14 protein-coding genes are annotated in these 15,644 nt (G+C 70.0%); 12 read left to right on the forward strand and 2 right to left on the reverse strand.

The features are described 5' to 3' along the window. A partial coding sequence (lpxB, locus tag D7Y13_RS25420; protein WP_120630792.1) for a lipid-A-disaccharide synthase occupies positions 1-1,093 on the reverse strand: 1,093 nt, incomplete at its 3' end. A 65-nt stretch (positions 1,094-1,158) separates the two neighbouring features. Between lpxB and D7Y13_RS25425 the strand changes: the two genes are divergently transcribed. From D7Y13_RS25425 to D7Y13_RS48940, 10 genes are all read left to right on the forward strand, one after another. Next, positions 1,159-3,042 carry a DUF4388 domain-containing protein gene (locus D7Y13_RS25425; protein ID WP_120532521.1) on the forward strand — a complete coding sequence of 628 codons (1,884 nt, stop codon included), beginning with the start codon at positions 1,159-1,161 and terminating at the stop codon, positions 3,040-3,042. 2 nt (positions 3,043-3,044) lie between these two features. Further along, positions 3,045-4,829: an ABC transporter ATP-binding protein gene (locus D7Y13_RS25430; RefSeq protein WP_120630793.1), complete on the forward strand. Its 1,785-nt coding sequence runs from the start codon at positions 3,045-3,047 to the stop codon at positions 4,827-4,829. Between the two features lie 175 nt (positions 4,830-5,004). After that, positions 5,005-6,171 (forward strand): PHP domain-containing protein, encoded by a 1,167-nt coding sequence (locus D7Y13_RS25435; protein WP_370451733.1) that lies wholly within the window; start codon positions 5,005-5,007, stop codon positions 6,169-6,171. Between the two features lie 20 nt (positions 6,172-6,191). Further along, positions 6,192-7,475 carry a 3-deoxy-D-manno-octulosonic acid transferase gene (locus D7Y13_RS25440; protein WP_120585495.1) on the forward strand — a complete coding sequence of 428 codons (1,284 nt, stop codon included), beginning with the start codon at positions 6,192-6,194 and terminating at the stop codon, positions 7,473-7,475. Further along, positions 7,472-8,473, forward strand: a complete 1,002-nt coding sequence (locus tag D7Y13_RS25445) for a glycosyltransferase family 4 protein (RefSeq protein WP_120585494.1) — start codon at positions 7,472-7,474, stop codon at positions 8,471-8,473. The genes D7Y13_RS25440 and D7Y13_RS25445 overlap by 4 nt, the downstream gene beginning before the upstream one ends. Beyond that, a complete protein-coding gene (locus D7Y13_RS25450; RefSeq protein WP_120585493.1) occupies positions 8,473-9,504 on the forward strand; it encodes a glycosyltransferase in 1,032 nt (343 codons plus the stop codon). Before D7Y13_RS25445 ends, D7Y13_RS25450 begins: the two co-directional genes overlap by 1 nt. Further along, positions 9,501-10,643 (forward strand): tetraacyldisaccharide 4'-kinase, encoded by a 1,143-nt coding sequence (lpxK, locus tag D7Y13_RS25455; RefSeq protein WP_120585492.1) that lies wholly within the window; start codon positions 9,501-9,503, stop codon positions 10,641-10,643. Before D7Y13_RS25450 ends, lpxK begins: the two co-directional genes overlap by 4 nt. A 31-nt stretch (positions 10,644-10,674) precedes the next feature. Then, positions 10,675-11,688: a bifunctional heptose 7-phosphate kinase/heptose 1-phosphate adenyltransferase gene (locus tag D7Y13_RS25460; protein ID WP_120585491.1), complete on the forward strand. Its 1,014-nt coding sequence runs from the start codon at positions 10,675-10,677 to the stop codon at positions 11,686-11,688. After that, positions 11,685-12,173, forward strand: coding sequence for an adenylyltransferase/cytidyltransferase family protein (locus D7Y13_RS25465; protein ID WP_120585490.1), 489 nt, complete (start codon positions 11,685-11,687; stop codon positions 12,171-12,173). The genes D7Y13_RS25460 and D7Y13_RS25465 overlap by 4 nt, the downstream gene beginning before the upstream one ends. A 3-nt stretch (positions 12,174-12,176) precedes the next feature. After that, positions 12,177-12,353: a Trm112 family protein gene (locus tag D7Y13_RS48940; RefSeq protein ID WP_341870441.1), complete on the forward strand. Its 177-nt coding sequence runs from the start codon at positions 12,177-12,179 to the stop codon at positions 12,351-12,353. Here D7Y13_RS48940 and D7Y13_RS25470 read toward each other — a convergent pair. Beyond that, on the reverse strand, positions 12,343-13,452 hold the full coding sequence (locus D7Y13_RS25470) for a glycosyltransferase family 9 protein (RefSeq protein WP_120585489.1): 1,110 nt from the start codon (positions 13,450-13,452) through the stop codon (positions 12,343-12,345). The genes D7Y13_RS48940 and D7Y13_RS25470 overlap by 11 nt on opposite strands. Positions 13,453-13,533: 81 nt before the next feature. Here D7Y13_RS25470 and D7Y13_RS25475 point away from each other — a divergent pair, with 81 nt between their 5' ends. Further along, a complete protein-coding gene (locus D7Y13_RS25475) occupies positions 13,534-14,412 on the forward strand; it encodes a YicC/YloC family endoribonuclease (RefSeq protein ID WP_120532512.1) in 879 nt (292 codons plus the stop codon). Next, complete coding sequence (gmk, locus tag D7Y13_RS25480; RefSeq protein WP_120532511.1) at positions 14,409-15,032, forward strand: guanylate kinase; 624 nt, start codon at positions 14,409-14,411, stop codon at positions 15,030-15,032. Before D7Y13_RS25475 ends, gmk begins: the two co-directional genes overlap by 4 nt. Positions 15,033-15,644 lie beyond the last annotated feature (612 nt).

Consider the following 15,644-nt stretch of genomic DNA (forward strand, 5'->3'; position numbering starts at 1 on the left):
CCCCCAGGCGCCCACGCACCTCGGCCAGCCCCTGGACCATCGCGTCGCGGGGGGCGCCGGGCAGCCAGACGCGCCGGACCTCCTCGGAGATCCTCTCCGGGGTCATGTCCCCCTGGAGCAGCTCCGGGACGACGCGCCGGCCCGCCAGCAGGTTGATGAGCGACACGAAGGCCACCTTCAGCATCATCCGGCCCACCAGGTACGTCACCAGCGACACGCGGTAGACGACGACCAGGGGCCGCTCCATCAGCCCCGCCTCCAGCACCGCCGTGCCGGAGGCCACCACCGCGGCGTCACTGGCCCCCACCACCTCCGGGGCCCGGCCGTCCACCAGCACGGGCGTCACGCCGCTGCCCTCGAAGCGGGAGGTGATCTCCTCCTTCGCGATGGTGGGCGCCACCGGCACCACGACCTGGAGTCCGGGTCGCTCCGCCGACAACTGCTTCGCCGCGCCCACGAGCGTGGGCAGGATGCGGCGGATTTCGCTCATGCGGCTGCCGGGAAGCAGCGCGAGCGTGGGGGCGTCCAACGACAGGCCCAGCCGCTGCCGGAACTCCCGGGCGGTGGCGGCGGCGGGCATCTGCTCCAGCACGGGGCTGCCCACGTAGCGGGCGCTGACGCCGGCCTCGCGGTAGAAGTCCTCCTCGAAGGGCAGGATGCAGAGCATCCGGTCCACCAGGCGCTGGATGGTGCGCACGCGGCCCCGGCGCCAGGCCCAGATCATCGGGGAGACGTAATAGGCCACCGGGATGCCCAGGGCCTTGAGCTTCTTGGCCAGCCGCAGGTTGAAGTCCGGGATGTCCACCAGGATGGCGCAGACGGGGCGGCGCTCGGCGGCGGCCTGGGCCAGGTCCTTCATGATCCGCAGGATGCGGGGGATGCGGGGCAGCACCTCGGTGATGCCCATGACGGACACCTCGCGGGCGTCGTGGATGAGCTCCACCCCCCGGGCGGCCAGTCGGGCGCCACCCATGCCGAAGAAGGTGAGGTCCGGGCGCAGGGCCTGGAGGGCGGCGACAAGCTCCGCGGCGTGGGTGTCGCCGGAGGCCTCGCCGGCCACGACGAGGATGCGGGGGGAGGGCGGCGGCGTCATGGGCGACAAGAGGCCCGCATCGTACCTGATGCGCGGGGGGAGGGAGGCTGTAGACTGCGGCCCCCTTGAAGACGCTTCTGCTCGCTGAGAGCCACCCCCCGACACTCGAGCACCTGACGGGCCTGCTCTCCCAGGCCGGGTACACCGTGCGGGCGGTGAATGACGCCGTGATGGCGTTGGAGCACTTCTCGGCGGACAACCCGGACGTGGTGGTATTGGGCGTGGACCTGCCGCGCGTGGACGGGCAGCACGTCGTGCACCTCATCCGGGGGCACAGCCAGGGCGGGCGCGTGCCCATCGTGGCCATCGACAAGGGGCACCTGGGCCGGGCGCGCGGCGTGGGCTCGGTGCTGGACCTGAAGGTCAACGCGTACATCCCGGATCCGCTCAAGCCGGGTGAACTGGTGCCCCGGCTGGAGTCGCTGGTGAAGGCCGCGCAGGCCCAGGTGCTGACGGGCCTGTCCGCCACGCTGTCGCGCCCCGCGGTGGCGGCGGGGGACCTGAAGGCCTGGCCCCTGCCGGCGCTGTTGCATTCGCTCTACCGGCTGCGCCGCGACGGCGTGCTGGTGGTGGCCCACCGCGACCTGTCCCGGCGCGTGTACTTCCTGCGCGGCGGGCCGGTGAACTTCGACGCCTCCGCGAAGCAGGACGCGCTGCCCCGCTTCCTGCGCGAGCGCAAGGTCCTCACGGAGGCCCAGGAGCCGGTGGTGGTGGAGGCGCTGGCCTCGGGGCTGCGCATCGGCGCGGCGCTGGCGGACGTGGGCGTGGAGGCGGTGGGCGAGGACCTGCTGGCCCTCCTGCGCGACTTCACGCGGGACAGGCTCGGCCGGGTGCTGGCCATGCGGGAGGGCCGCTTCGCGTTCTACGCGGGGGATGAGTTCGCCTCGGAGGTGGCGGCGGTGGAGCAGCCGGCCCTGGCGCCCCTGTTGGAGGCGGCGCGCCAGCGGATGCCGCTGCGGGTGGTGGCGGCGGCGCTGCGGGCGCACCTGAACGAGTACCCGGTGCGCTCGGCGGACTTCGGCCGGGACCTCCAGGCGATGGCGCTGGACACGGAGGACATCAAGCTGGCCATGCAGGTGAATGGCCGCATCGTGCTCAAGGACCTGCTGGCGCACGGGCGCGCGGAGCTGCGGGCGGCGTACACGCTCCTGTGGTTCCTGCGGCTGACGGGCGGGGTGACGTTCTCGCCGGTGCCGGTGGCGTCGGGCACGGACGTGTTGAGCGCGGCGGCGCCGGACGTCATCGCGCCGCGCAAGCGCAAGACGCTGCCCGCGGAGACGGCGGCGGCGCTGCGCGAGGAAGCGGTGCGGATCATCACGCGCAGCTACTTCGGCGGGCTGGGCCTGCACATCGCGGCGGACAAGGAAGCGGTGGAGCGCGCGTACCACGAGACGGCGATGCGCTTTCATCCGGACACCTACGCGGAGTTCGACATCTCCGACCTGCGCGACCTGTTGGACCAGGTGCAGGAGAAGCTGTCCGCGTCGTACCGGGTGCTGAGCGTGGACGAGAAGCGCCGCGCCTACCTCCAGTACTTCTTCAGCCGGCAGGAGGTGGTGGGCCGGGCGACCGCCATCAACGTGGACGCGGAGATTTCACTGCGCCGGGGAGAGTCCGCGCTGAAGCGGGGCGACTACCGCACGGCCATCCAGGGCTTCCAGGAGGCGGTGGCGCTCAACGAGCATGAGCCCGAGTACTACTCGTACCTCGCCTGGGCGCTGTACCGGGGCTCGGCCGGCTCGCTGATGCAGCGGGCGCTCGCGGCTCGCAAGGTGCTCAAGAAGGCGCTGACGTTGGACCCCTACCTGGAGCGGGCGCAGATCATCGCGGCCATCATCGAAATCGACCTGGACGACGCACCGCTCGCGCGAAAGAAGCTGATGAAGGTGTTGGAGCTGAACCCGTATTCGGTGCTCGCGAGGGCGGCGTTGCAGAAGGTGGTGAAGTAGTCATGCATCGAGTGCTGTGGCGACTGTTGCGCTACGCGCGGCCGCACGCGGGCATCCTCGTGCTGGCGTTCGTGTGCATGGCGGTGCTGGGGCTCGCCACGGGCGCGTACGCGTACCTGTTGGGGCCGGCCCTGCGCTTCCTCCTGTCGGGAGGAGAGGAGGGCTTCGCGAGCGCGCACAAGGTGCCCTGGCTCGCGGACCTGCCGCGCGAGGCGGCGCTCTGGGGCTTCCCGGTGTTCGTGCTGGCCGTGGGCGCGGTGAAGGGCGTGGGGTATCTGGGCCAGTTCTACTTCATGGGCCTGTTCGCGCAGCGCGTGGTGAAGGACCTCAGGCGCGACCTGTTCCTGCGGCTCACGGCGCTATCTCCGTCGCAGATGTCGAAGCAGCGGACGGGAGACCTGCTCAGCCGCTTCTCCTCGGACGTGATGGCGGTGGAGATGGCCGCCATGTACACGGTGGGCTCCTACCTGCGCGACACCATCCAGGTGCTGGTGCTGGCGGGCGTGGCGCTGTCGATGAGTCCGATGTTGGGAGGGCTGATGCTGGCGGTGATTCCGCTGGCGGCGCTGCCCGCCTCGAAGCTGACGCGCAAGGTGTTGAAGGGAACGCGCGAGGGACAGGCCCACCTGGGCCAGCTCGCGGGCCAACTGCACGAGGGCCTGGGAGGGCTGCGCACCATCCAGGCCTTCAACGGCCAGAAGGCGGAGCTCGCGCGCTTCGAGTCCTACGCGAAGGCGCACGAGGAAGCGGTGGTGGGCGCGGCGTGGGCACGGGGTGGGGTGCCGGGGTTGATGGAGGTGCTGGCGGCGGCGGCGCTGGCGGGAGCGCTGGGGTACGCGGCGGCGACGCGGGCGATGGAGCCGGAGGCGCTCCTGTCGCTGCTGACGGCGGTGATCCTCGTGTACCAGCCGGTGAAGGACCTGGGCCGGGTGACGCAGTTCGCGGTGCAGGCGGGGGCGGCGGGAGAGCGGCTCTTCGCGCTGTTGGACCTGAAGCACCCGGTGGAGGACGCGCCCGGGGCCATCCCCGCGCCCGCGATGCGGCAGTCGCTGCGGATGGAGGGCGTGCGGTTCTTCTACGGGGAGCGGCGCGCGCTCGAGTCCCTGACGCTGGACCTGAAGGTGGGCCAGGTGGCGGCGCTGGTGGGTGGCAGCGGAGGCGGCAAGAGCACGGTGACGTCGATGTTGCTGCGCTTCGAGCGTCCGCAGGAAGGCCGCATCCTCCTGGATGGAGTGGACGCGGACACGTACACGGCGGCGAGCGTGCGGAGCCAGTTCGCGCTGGTGACGCAGGAGCCGCTGCTCTTCCACGGCACGGTATTGGACAACCTGCGCCACGCGAGGCCGGCAGCAACGAGGGAAGAAGTGGAGGCCGCGGCGAGGGTGGCGAACGCGGACACCTTCATCCAGGCCCTGCCACAGGGTTACGACACGCGGATTGGAGAGCGGGGCGTGACGCTGAGCGGAGGCCAGCGCCAGCGGCTGTGCATCGCCAGGGCGGTGTTGTCGAAGGCGCCGGTGCTGGTGCTGGACGAAGCGACCAGCAGCCTGGATCCGGAGAACGAGCGCGAGGTCCAGGCCGCGCTGACGAAGGTCCTCCCCGGGCGCACGGCCCTGGTGATCGCGCACCGGTTGTCGACGGTGACGAGTGCGGACGTGATCCACGTGGTGGAGGCGGGGCGCATCGTGGAGAGCGGCAGCCACGCGGAGCTGCTCCAGAAGGAAGGCCGCTACGCCGCCATGTGGCGCCTGCAGACGACGGGATCCGCGGAGCGTGGCGCGGCATGAGGGCGACGAACGCCATGGTGTCAGTGACGTCCAGGTCACGACCCGTGGCCTGCGCGGACATGGAGCACCGTCGGGCGTCGCGCGGCATGTTGGCGACCAGCGCTTCCTGCTTACGTCCGCGCGAACCGCTCCAGGTGGACGTTGAAACGCGTCGAGCCCCAGGACGGATCCGCGCGTGAAGTCCGCGAAGCGGTTCCTCTCCCTGAGTGTCCGGGCCGTGCTCGGGATGCTGTTGCTGCTCCTGGGCATCGCGGGCTTCTTCGCCTTCGCGGCGGGCTTCGCGGACTACCCGGTGGTCCCCCCATCGCCGAAGGCGAAGGCCTGGATCCGGGGCGCGTACCACGTGCACACCACCCGTTCGGATGGGAACGGGACGCCCGCGAAGGTCGCGGCGGCGGCGAAGGCCGCGGGCCTGGACTTCGTGGTGCTCACCGACCACAACGACCTCAAGCCCCCGACCGCGACGTGGATGGACGGCGTGTTGCTCATTCCCGGGGTGGAGCTCTCCACCAACGCAGGCCATCTGGCGGCCTTCGGAATGCAGCGGCCCTTGCAGGACGTGAAGCCCTGGGGTCCGCCCGAACAAGCCGTGGCGGCGGTCGAAGCCGCGGGAGGTACGGCCGTTCTCGCCCATCCGGTCCAGAAGAAGAACCCCTGGACCGACGAACCCACCGCGCACCGGGTGCCCGGCTTCGAGCTGTACTCCGCGGACACCTTCTTCCGTCAGGCGTTGCGAAGTCCGGTGAGTCGGCTCCTGCCCGCGGTGGGAGCGTCGCTGATCAATCCGGTGCATGGCGTGATGTTGCTCGTGGCCCCTGAACCGGAGCCCACCACGCGCTTCCTGGAACTGGCGCGAGAGCGCACGAGGCTCGCCCTGTGCGCGCACGATGCGCACGGCCTGCCCGCGTACGAGACGGTCTTCAGCGCGCTCGACATGGAGTTCCCACCGGAGCTTCTGTCAGGCCCGCTGTCCCAGGACGCCCGCGAAGCCGCCGCGCAGGTCACGAAGGCCCTGGCGAGCACCCAGGCCCTCTGTGTCTTCCGAGCCCTGGGCGCCCCGGAAGGCTTCGCCTTGGAAGGGTACGACGTGCAATCCCGTGAAGCCCCCGTGGGTGCGACGCTGACGGTGCGCCTCCCGGAACACGTCCCGGGAACGGTCGAGGTCCGGGTCTGGGGCGAAGGTCGTCTGGCCCCCGACGGGCAGCACATCGAACTGACGGGGCCCGGAGTGGTGCAGGTGGAGGTCTGGGCGCACGCGCCCGGCCGCTTCTTTGGTCACGAGTGGCGACCCTGGCTCGTCCCGAGTCCCGTGCGGGTGGTGCCGCGAGCGCCGGGCATCTGATAGAGCGCGGGACGTCGCCCATGCGCCTGCTCTACATCGTCGCCACCTACATCCTCTTCGCGCTGCTGTTCCCGGTGCTCTGCGTGCACCGGAAGACGCGTCACGGGCTGATGCAGCGGCTGGGCTTCTACGCACCCGGAGACCTGCCCCGGGGAGAAGGTCCGCTGTTGTGGCTGCACGGAGCCAGCGCGGGAGACCTGCTGGCCCTGGCGCCCATGTTCGCCCCCCTGCGAAGGCGCTTCCCCGGGTGCCGCATCGTGCTCTCGACGATGACGGACAGTGGCCATGCGATGGCGAAAGACCGCCTGGCGAAGCAGATCGACGGGGTCGTCTACGCGCCCTATGACCTGTGGGGAGCGACACGAAGGGCCGTGAGGGCCCTGCGCCCGGACGTGCTGGTGCTGGAGTACACGGAGGTCTGGCCCAACCTCATCCGCGCAGCGAAGCGTTCCGGAGCCCGCGTGGTGATGACCAACGGCCGCTTCTCCCCAGCGAACGTGGGCAAGTACCGGACGCTCTTCGGGCTCATCGGAAACCCGCTGGAGGACATGGACCTGCTCCTGATGAGGCAGGACGAAGAGTCCGACCGGGCCAGGAGCCTTGGAGCGCCGCCAGAGAGGGTCCTCACCACCGGAAACACCAAGTTCGACGCCCTGGCAGCGGGGCCCGCGCCGGAGGACGAAGCGCTGCGAACCGCGCTGGGCCTGTCGCCCGACCAACCCGTGTGGATCGCCGGAAGCACCCACGAGGGCGAGGAAGAAATCCTGTTGCAGGTGTATCAGCGTCTCCAGAAGCGCTGGCCCACGCTGGCCCTGGTCATCGCGCCGCGCTACGTGAACCGCGCCGAGCGCATCCTGTCCCTGGCGAAGGAGCAGGGCCTCAGCGCGGGCCTGCGTTCCCTGGGCAATCCGGACCGGGCGGCGGTGGTGGTGATGGACTCGATGGGGGAGCTGTCGCGTGCCTACCGTCTGGCGACGGTGGTGTTCGTGGGAGGCTCGTTCACGAAGCGGGGCGGACAGAACATCCTGGAGCCAGCGGGGCAGGGCAAGCCGGTGTTGTTCGGCCCGCACATGGACAACTTCAAGGACAGCGTCGCGGTGCTGGAAGGAAACGGAGGCATCCTGGTGGCGGACGGAGAAGCCCTGCACGCCGCGTTGGAGGACCTGCTCGCGAACCCGGACCGCCTGGTCGCCCTGGGAGCCCGGGCGGAGGCAACGGTGCGCCAGATCTCCGGAGCCAGCGAACGCAACGCCGAAGCGATGGCCGCACTGCGGCGCCGCGAGGCGAGGACCGTGAGCCCATGACGCTCATCGTCCATCCCCACTTCCACAAGCGATACACGGGAGTGACCCGGCATGTGGAGTCGGTGGTGCCCGCGCTCGCGAAGGACGACGAGACGCGGGTCATCGGCACGGGCCTGACGGCGGACCTGCCGAAAATCTCCTGGAATGAGCTGGTCCAGCGCGCGCAGCAGGAGCCCATCGTCTGGCATGCGCACCGGAACAACGAGCTGCTCGCGGGAATGCTCCTGAAGGTCCTGGGGGAGCGGGTCCGCCTCGTCTTCACGAGGCACACGTCGGTGGCACCGACACAGTTCACCCGCTGGCTCGCGAGGGGCGCGGACGCGCTGGTGTCGCTCACGAATCAGATCGCTGAAGTGATGCGGCTCCCGTCCACGGTGATCTCCCACGGCATCGACCTCACGCGCTTTCGACCGCCGGAGGACCGGGATGCCGCCTGGACGCGACTGGGGCAGGGAGGGCGCTACGGCATCGGCGTCATCGGGCGGATTCGAAAGGAGAAGGGGCAGGGCGACTTCATCGAAGCCCTGCGGCCCTTGTTGCCGGAGCGACCGGAGTGGCAGGCGGTGCTGGTGGGGCTCGCGAAGGGGCCGGACCTCGCGTGGGTGAACGGGCTGCGCCAGGGCATCGAGGAGCGGGTGACGCTCGCGGGAGAGCAGTCCACCATCGAGCCCTGGTACCAGGGGCTGAGCATCCTGGTGCATCCGTCCTACGCGGAGGGCTACTCGCTGGTGCACATGGAGGCGATGGCCTCCGGCTGTTGCGTGGTGGCGTCGAAGCTGCCGTACCTGGACACGCTCATCGAGCACGGGCGCACGGGCTTCTTCTTCGAACCCGGGGACGTGAAGGGCCTGCGCGAACTGTTGGATCAGCTGACCCGCGAACCCGAGCGGGCGCGCCAGGTGGGGCGCAACGCCGAAGAGGAAGCGCGTCGTCGCTGCGGGGTCGAACACGAAGCCAGGGCCCTGAGCGACCTCTACCACTCGCTGGTGGAGCGCTGATGCGCATCCTGCATCTGCTGGCGAGTCCGTTCTGGAGCGGCCCGGCGGAGAACGTCGCGTTGCTGGCGCAGGCGCAGCGAGCCCTGGGCCACGAGGTCACGGTCGCGGTGGACCGGAAGCGCCGGGACATCGCCGCGGAAGAGCCCGCCGTCCCCCGCTTCCAATCGCTGGGCCTGCTGGACGAGGGAGGCCTGGCGTTGTCCGTGAAGTCGCTACCGTGGGAGCTGTGGAGCGATCTGCGAGCCCTCCGCCGAAGGCAGGTGGACGTGCTCCACGCCCACTTCACCCACGATCACCTCCTGGCCCGCTGGGGGACGCCGAAAGGAGCGGTGCGGATCCGCTCCATCCACGCGCCGCGCTCACTGCGAGCCTCGCTGCCCGAAGCCGGTGCCTACACGGTGCCCGCGAGCCACCTGAAAGCGAAGCTCGAAGGCCGCCACCGCCCCGTCCAGCTCCTGCCCGCCCTGGTGGATCCGATGTTCCAGCCGGCGAAGGACCGCAAGGCCCTGCGTCGAACCCTGGGCCTCGAGGACACGCACCTCGTGGGAATGATCTCCACGTTCCAGGAGAGTCGGCGTCACGCGTTGGGAGTCGAAGCTTTCGGAGCGTTCGCGCGCCAGCGTCCGCAAGCCCGTCTCGTGCTGGTCGGCGACGGCGCCCTGCTCGAAGCGACCCGGGCCCAGGTCGCGGAGCGAGGCCTCGAAGGGCAGGTGACGTTCGCGGGCTACCAGCAGGGCCCGGCCTTCGCGAAGTGGCTGCAGGCGCTGGATGAGGTCTGGATCCTCGGCCTGGGCAACGACTGGAGCGCAAGGGCCGCGGCCCAGGCGCGAGCCTGCGGAGTCCGGGTGGTGGCGGTGAAGGAGGGCGCGCTCCCGGACCTCACGGATGCGCAAGTGGAGGCCCCCACGGTGGACGCCGTGCTCGCCGCCGCCGTGTCCGGAGCGAGCGCCAGGACCGAACACCCCACGAACGAGCGCATCGCCAGCGACATCCTGGACCTCTACCGGCAGGCGGCGGAGCTCCGGCGATGACGGCCGGTCCAGGCACCGCACTCAGCACGAGGCCTCCCCAGAAGCCCGAGGAAGCCAGCGCCCCCACGGCCCTGGAGCGGGTCTTCTATCCGTCGACGCCGGAGCCCTGGACCCGCAAGGCCCTCCTGTCCCCCCTGTCCCTGCTGTCCTGGACCTACGGCGGAGCGGTTCGTCTCAGGGGGGCGCTCTACGACACCGGCCTGCTGCGAGCCGAACCCGTGGAAGGGCTGCGGGTCGTCTCGGTGGGCAACCTCAACGTGGGCGGAACGGGCAAGACGCCGGCGGTGCTGCACCTGGCCGAAATGCTGATCCGCGAAGGGCGCAAGGTCGGCATCCTCACGAGAGGCTACGGCCGCGAGTCCCCGGAGCCCGTGACCTTCACGGGCTCCGAACCCACGCCCGAGGTGACGGTCGCCGGAGACGAACCCCTGTTGCTGGCGCGCCGGTGTCCACAAGCCCGGCTCTTCGTGGGAGCGGACCGGGTCGCCGCGGCGCGCCGGGCCAGGGATGACTTCGGGTTGGATACGGTCCTCTTGGACGATGGCTTCCAGCACCGCCGCCTCCACCGGGACGAAGACCTGGTGGTCGTGGACGAAGCCGTGGGCCTGGGCAACGGCCACCTGCTCCCCAGGGGACCCCTCCGAGAGCCGCCCTCTGCCTTGAGACGGGCCACGCTGCTCTGGCTGCGAGCAGCCTCCCTGTCGTCAGGCCCCACGGTCCCCATCCCCTGGCTCGAAGCCGTGACGGCCCCCAGGGTCCGGACGCGCTACGGGCCCACGGGCTGGTGGGACGCCTCGGGCACGGAGCACGCGACAACCGCGCTCGAAGGAAGACCGGTCCTCGTGCTCGCGGGGCTGGCGAGGCCCGGAGGCTTCCTGAGAACCGTCACCGCGCTCGGAGCGCAGGTGCGGGATGCGGCCCTCTTCCCGGATCACCATCGCTTCACGGCGGACGAGCTGCGAGACGTCGCAGCCCGGGCCCGGCGGGAGGGCGCGCTCGTGGTGACGACGGAGAAGGACGCGGTCCGACTGCCACAGGGTTTTGAAGCCTGGGTGGTGCGCCTGGGAGTGGAGGTCCTGGAGGGCGAGCCTCATCTGCGGCGGGCACTCGGGCTCCCGGAGAAGACGCGCGACTTGTGAGGGCCGGAGTGCTGTGGGACAAAGCGCGCCCATGGCCGCGGCCCCGTCCTCACGTCCGACAGCTCCGTCCTCGCGGTTGCCACTCGCCTTCGCGCGCCGTCGGGTGTTGCTGGTGGGAGACCTAGTCGCCGACCACTACCTCTACGGGCAGACGGATCGGGTGAGCCGCGAGGCCCCGGTGCTCATCGTCCGGTACGAGTCCTCGGAAGTGAAACTGGGCGGTGGCGCCAACGTGGCGGCCAACGTCCGGACGCTCTCCGGTCAGGTGACGGCGGTGGGAGCCCTGGGCGTGGATCCGATGGGCCGCTCGCTGCGCAAGCTCTTCGAAACCGCGGACATCCAACTGCACGCGGTCAGCAGCCGAAGCATCCAGACGGAGACGAAGACGCGCATCCTCGCGGGAGGCGTGAGCACCACGAGGCAGCAGATGCTCCGCGTGGATCAAGGCCAGCGAGGAGGCCTTCCGCCCCGGATGCGCAACGCGATTGCCCGGCAGGTGGAAGCCTCCGCGAAGGATGCGGACGCGGTGGTGGTGTCGGATTACGGCGCCGGAGCGGTCGGCGAAGAGGTCCGCGAGGTGCTGCGGAAGCTCGCCGCGAAGGGGCTCCCCGTCTGCGTGGACAGCCGGTACGCCCTCGCGTCCTTCACGGGCATGACGGTGTGCAAGCCCAACGAGCCGGAGCTGGAGGCGCTCGCGGGCCGTCCGGTGCGCACGAAGGAAGATCTGCTGGAGGCCGGACACGTGGCGGTGCGCAAGCTGGGGTGTCAGGCGCTGCTGGTGACCCGGGGCCGGCACGGCATGGCGCTCTTCGACGCGACGGGTGGCGTGGACCTCATCCCCGTGCACGGAGCGAAGTCGGCGGTGGACGTGACCGGGGCAGGGGACACGGTCATCGCCAGCCTCGCGTTGTCGCTCGCGGCCGGAGCCTCGTTCGGCGAAGCGGCGAGGCTCGCGAACGTGGCCGGAGCCCTGGTGGTGCAGAAACCCGGCACGGCGACGGTGTCCCGGGAAGAACTCCTCGGAGCGCTGCGGAGCCCGCGATGAACACCCTGGACAAGCTTCGTCCCCTCGCGGCCATCGCCGAGGAAAGGGAGCGCTGGCGCGAACAGGGCCGCACGGTGGCCCTGGCCAACGGGGTCTTCGACCTCCTGCACGTCGGACACGTCCGGTACCTGGAGGGCGCGAAGGCCCTGGCGGACGTGCTGGTGGTGGCGGTGAACTCGGATGCCTCCACTCGGGCCTACAAGGGACCGGGCCGCCCGCACATCCCGGAAGCCGAGCGCGCGGAGCTGGTGGCGGCCCTGGCCTGCACCGACCGGGTTGTCGTCTTCGACGAACCGAACGTGCGAGTCCTCATCCGGGCCCTCAAGCCCGACGTGCACGTGAAGGGGACGGACTACACGCCGGACTCCATTCCGGAGGGCGACGAGGTCCGGGCCTACGGAGGACGGACCGCGGTGGCGGGAGACCCGAAGGACCACAGCACCACGGAGCTGGCGCGCAGGCTCGGCCGCGAAGGCGCGAAGTAGCCCATGGTCCTGGACCCGGTGCTGCGGTCCATCCTGGGCTGCCCTCACTGCAAGGGGCCGCTCGAACTCCACGAAGGAACCCCGCCGGAAGTCCACTGCCTTCGGTGCCAACGAGCCTGGCCCGTGGAGCAGGGCGTCCCTCAGATGGTGTCCGAACGGGAGCGACCGCTCACCCCGTGAGCGAGCTTCGCTCCGCGACGAACGACCGGACCTCCTCGGCCACGCGCTGTTCCATGCCTGCGCCAGAGGCCCCATCCACCAGGGGCGTCAGGTCCACCATGCGATGGGGCCGGGACGCATGGCCCCAGCGTTCCATGTCCATGCGCAGGAAGAACGCCAACGTGGGCGCGCCCACGGCGACGGACAGGTGCATGGGCCCGGTGTTGTTGCAGATGGTCAGACCCGCGGCCCGCATGAGCGCGGCCAGCTCATCGATGCTGGTGGCTGGAGCAAGCTCCGCCCCCGGAGCCCCCGAGAGCACGGCCTGCGCCAGGGCCTCCTCTCCCGGACCCCAGGTGACGACGGGCACATGGCCCAGCGAAATCAGCTCCCGGGCCGCCGCCGAAAAGGCTTCAGCGGGGATGCGGCGCTCGCCCAGGCGACCTCCGGGATTGATGACCGCGCGGCGTGCGCCCTTCCCGGCGAAGCCTTCCAGATAGTTCCGGAAGGGAGCCCCAAGGACCGGCTCCCGGAAGGAAAGCCCCTGGGCCACCGCCCCCTGCGTCAGGGGGGTGAGAAGGTGGGTCCGCTGGACGGCTTCCTGCCGGGTGTCGCTTCGAGCGGGCACCGACACCGACTGCAGGAGGCTCACGGGCCAGAGGCCAGGCCCGATGACGGTGGCCCTGGGCCCGACCATCCGGGCCACGAGCGCGCTCGTCACCGAAGGAGCGCTCCAGTTGGCGCAGTCCACCACGGTGTCATAGCCCGCGCGACGGAGCGCGCGGATGCCGGGCGCCAGGGGACCCAGCCACAGGAGTCGCCGGTCGAATCCCAGGACGGCATCCGCGTCAGGATGTCCCTTGAGGACGCGGACCACCTTGGCGTGCACCAGGATGTGCACCTCCGGGGCCGGGTGGACCAGGGCCTTGAGGGTCCGCAACAAGGGTGTGGTGAGCAGGGCTTCGCCCACCCGGTTGTCAGGCCGGACGAGCAGGACCTTGCGAGGAAGGGGGAGGGGCGTTCCGAGCGAGCGACGACGTCCAGGGCGCCAGAACAGGACTGAGGCCAGGAGCGTCAGCGCCAGCTTCGCCCACGTTTCGAGCCGCTTGTGCCACGCCATCGCGGCGGACCCTACCAGAATTGGAATGGACGCAAGACGCTGGCTTGACCTCGGGACGGAAAGCCCCTAGCACCCCGCCCGATGCTCAAAAGCATGACCGGATTTGGTTCGGGCCGCGCCCGCGTGGGAGACGAAGAGGTCTCCGTGGAAGCGCGCTCGCTCAACCACAAGTTCTGCGAAGTGAAGGTCCGGCTGCCGCGCGAGCTGTCCGCGCTAGAGCCCGCGCTCGTGAAGCTGGTGAAGGACCGGCTCGCGCGAGGCTCGGTGGAGATCCTGGTGCGCCGTCAGGCGGCCACCGTCTCGGGCAATGTCCCCACGGTGGACGTCGCCCTCGCCCGCGAATACGCGCGCGCCTTCCGCGAGGTCGCTGAAGCCCTGGGGCTGACGGCGGACGTGACCTGGTCGCAGGTGTCCAACCAGCCGGGAGTCATCCGCCTGGAGGAGAAGGGCGTGGACGTGGAGTCCGCCACCCAGGCCACCCAGACCGCGCTCCAGCAGGCCCTCGCGGCGCTGGAGACGATGCGCAACACCGAGGGCGAGTCCATCCACACGGACCTCGACACCCGGATGAAGCTCATCGAGGGCTGGAGCCAGGAAGTGGCCCGACTCGCGCCGCGCGCGGTGAACGACTACCAGCAGCGGCTCACCGAGCGTGTGGCGGAGCTCGCGCGCGGCGTCGCGGTGGATCCGCAGCGACTGGCGCAGGAAGTCGCCCTGTTCGCCGAGCGCACGGACATCGCCGAAGAAGTGACCCGGCTGGCGACCCACCTTGAGCAGTTCCGGCTCCTCATGGCGAGCCCCGAGCCGGTCGGCCGGCGCATGGATTTCCTCGTGCAGGAGATGCACCGCGAGGTGAACACGACGGGCTCCAAGAGCCAGCACGCGGAGATCTCCGCGCGTGTGGTTTCGATGAAGGCCGAAGTCGAGCGCATCCGCGAACAGGTGCAGAACGTCGAATGAACGAACCCTCTGGACTCCCGCCTGGCCTGTTGCTCGTCCTCTCCGCTCCGTCAGGGGCGGGAAAGACCACGCTCGCGCACCGACTCCTGAAGGAGATGCCGGACGGCATCTTCTCCACGAGCGTCACCACCCGCCGGCCCCGAGGCAAGGAGCAGGAAGGCGTGGACTACCACTTCGTCGGGGTGGCCACCTTCCAGCAGAAGATCGAACAGGGCGAGTTCGTGGAGTGGGCCGAAGTGCACGGCCACTTCTACGGCAGCCCCCAGTCGGTGGTGGACGAAGCGCGAAGCCGCCGGGGCACCGCCGTCTTCGACATCGACGTGCAGGGCGGGCAGTCCATCAAGCGCAAGCACCCTGACGCGGTCCTCATCTTCGTGCTCCCGCCCTCCATGGATGAACTGGAGCGCCGCCTGCGGGACCGTCAGACGGACTCGGACGAGACCATCCGTCGCCGCATGCTGGGGGCCCGCTCGGAGATCGAGCGGGGGATCGCCTCCTACGACTACATCGTCGTGAACGACGATTTCGAGCGCGCCTACCAGGAGCTGCGCTCGGTGGTGGTCGCCGAGCAATGCCGGAGGGGAAGGGTGGACCTCTCCAAGCTCAAGTTCGGGGGCTGATCGCCTCCGGGGAATCGGTGGAGCGGGATCCGGGTTTACCCTCCACCACGTCGCGCTGCGCTGGCGACCTGCATCAAACTTCTTGCGCTGCCTGGTCGCCTGTTGGATAAGCCGCATACCTCGCGGCGACACGCAGGCGTCACTCCGGTGGCACTTGAACGGCGCAGCGAAGTAGGAGTGGAGAAGGCGGTCCTCCCGGGCCTTCCGAACCGAACAGGGCACTGAAGTCGCCCGGTTCTATCGGTGACGGGAAATTGACATTCTCCAAGCCGGTTCTTAGATGATTGCCGCAGGTAGTTGATCAGCGGGCGTCGAAGGGGTTGGAGCGGGTTGCTGCCTCACGGGAGGCGGAGCTGAAGCGGTGGTGGTCGGGAATCGTAAGCAGCAGGAAGATTGTTGACCCTAAACGCGGCGAAGAGATAGAAGCCGCGCCCCTCACCCGGAAGCCCGCGCACTGGCGCGGAAGGAACTTCTGGGAGAGCGCCGCACCGACAAGAAAATAGGGCAGTCAACGCAGAGTTGACAGCGAGCGCGGCGGTGGTAGAAGCCGCGCCCCACCGAAAGAAAGTCCGGCAGGCAACAGAGCGGACGAAAGCGGTGGGAAAAGCTGAC

This window comes from Corallococcus praedator, from assembly GCF_003612125.1.
Lineage (GTDB): Bacteria > Myxococcota > Myxococcia > Myxococcales > Myxococcaceae > Corallococcus > Corallococcus praedator.

Excerpts from the sequence above, each read along its gene's own strand:
- D7Y13_RS25430 (WP_120630793.1), top strand. The coding sequence starts at position 3,045 with ATGCATCGAGTGCTGTGGCGACTGTTGCGCTACGCGCGGCCGCACGCG.
- D7Y13_RS25440 (WP_120585495.1), top strand. The coding sequence starts at position 6,192 with ATGCGCCTGCTCTACATCGTCGCCACCTACATCCTCTTCGCGCTGCTG.
- D7Y13_RS25445 (WP_120585494.1), top strand. The coding sequence starts at position 7,472 with ATGACGCTCATCGTCCATCCCCACTTCCACAAGCGATACACGGGAGTG.
- D7Y13_RS25450 (WP_120585493.1), top strand. The coding sequence starts at position 8,473 with ATGCGCATCCTGCATCTGCTGGCGAGTCCGTTCTGGAGCGGCCCGGCG.
- lpxK (WP_120585492.1), top strand. The coding sequence starts at position 9,501 with ATGACGGCCGGTCCAGGCACCGCACTCAGCACGAGGCCTCCCCAGAAG.
- D7Y13_RS25460 (WP_120585491.1), top strand. The coding sequence starts at position 10,675 with ATGGCCGCGGCCCCGTCCTCACGTCCGACAGCTCCGTCCTCGCGGTTG.
- D7Y13_RS25465 (WP_120585490.1), top strand. The coding sequence starts at position 11,685 with ATGAACACCCTGGACAAGCTTCGTCCCCTCGCGGCCATCGCCGAGGAA.
- D7Y13_RS48940 (WP_341870441.1), top strand. The coding sequence starts at position 12,177 with ATGGTCCTGGACCCGGTGCTGCGGTCCATCCTGGGCTGCCCTCACTGC.
- D7Y13_RS25470 (WP_120585489.1), bottom strand. The coding sequence starts at position 13,452 with ATGGCGTGGCACAAGCGGCTCGAAACGTGGGCGAAGCTGGCGCTGACG.
- D7Y13_RS25475 (WP_120532512.1), top strand. The coding sequence starts at position 13,534 with ATGCTCAAAAGCATGACCGGATTTGGTTCGGGCCGCGCCCGCGTGGGA.
- gmk (WP_120532511.1), top strand. The coding sequence starts at position 14,409 with ATGAACGAACCCTCTGGACTCCCGCCTGGCCTGTTGCTCGTCCTCTCC.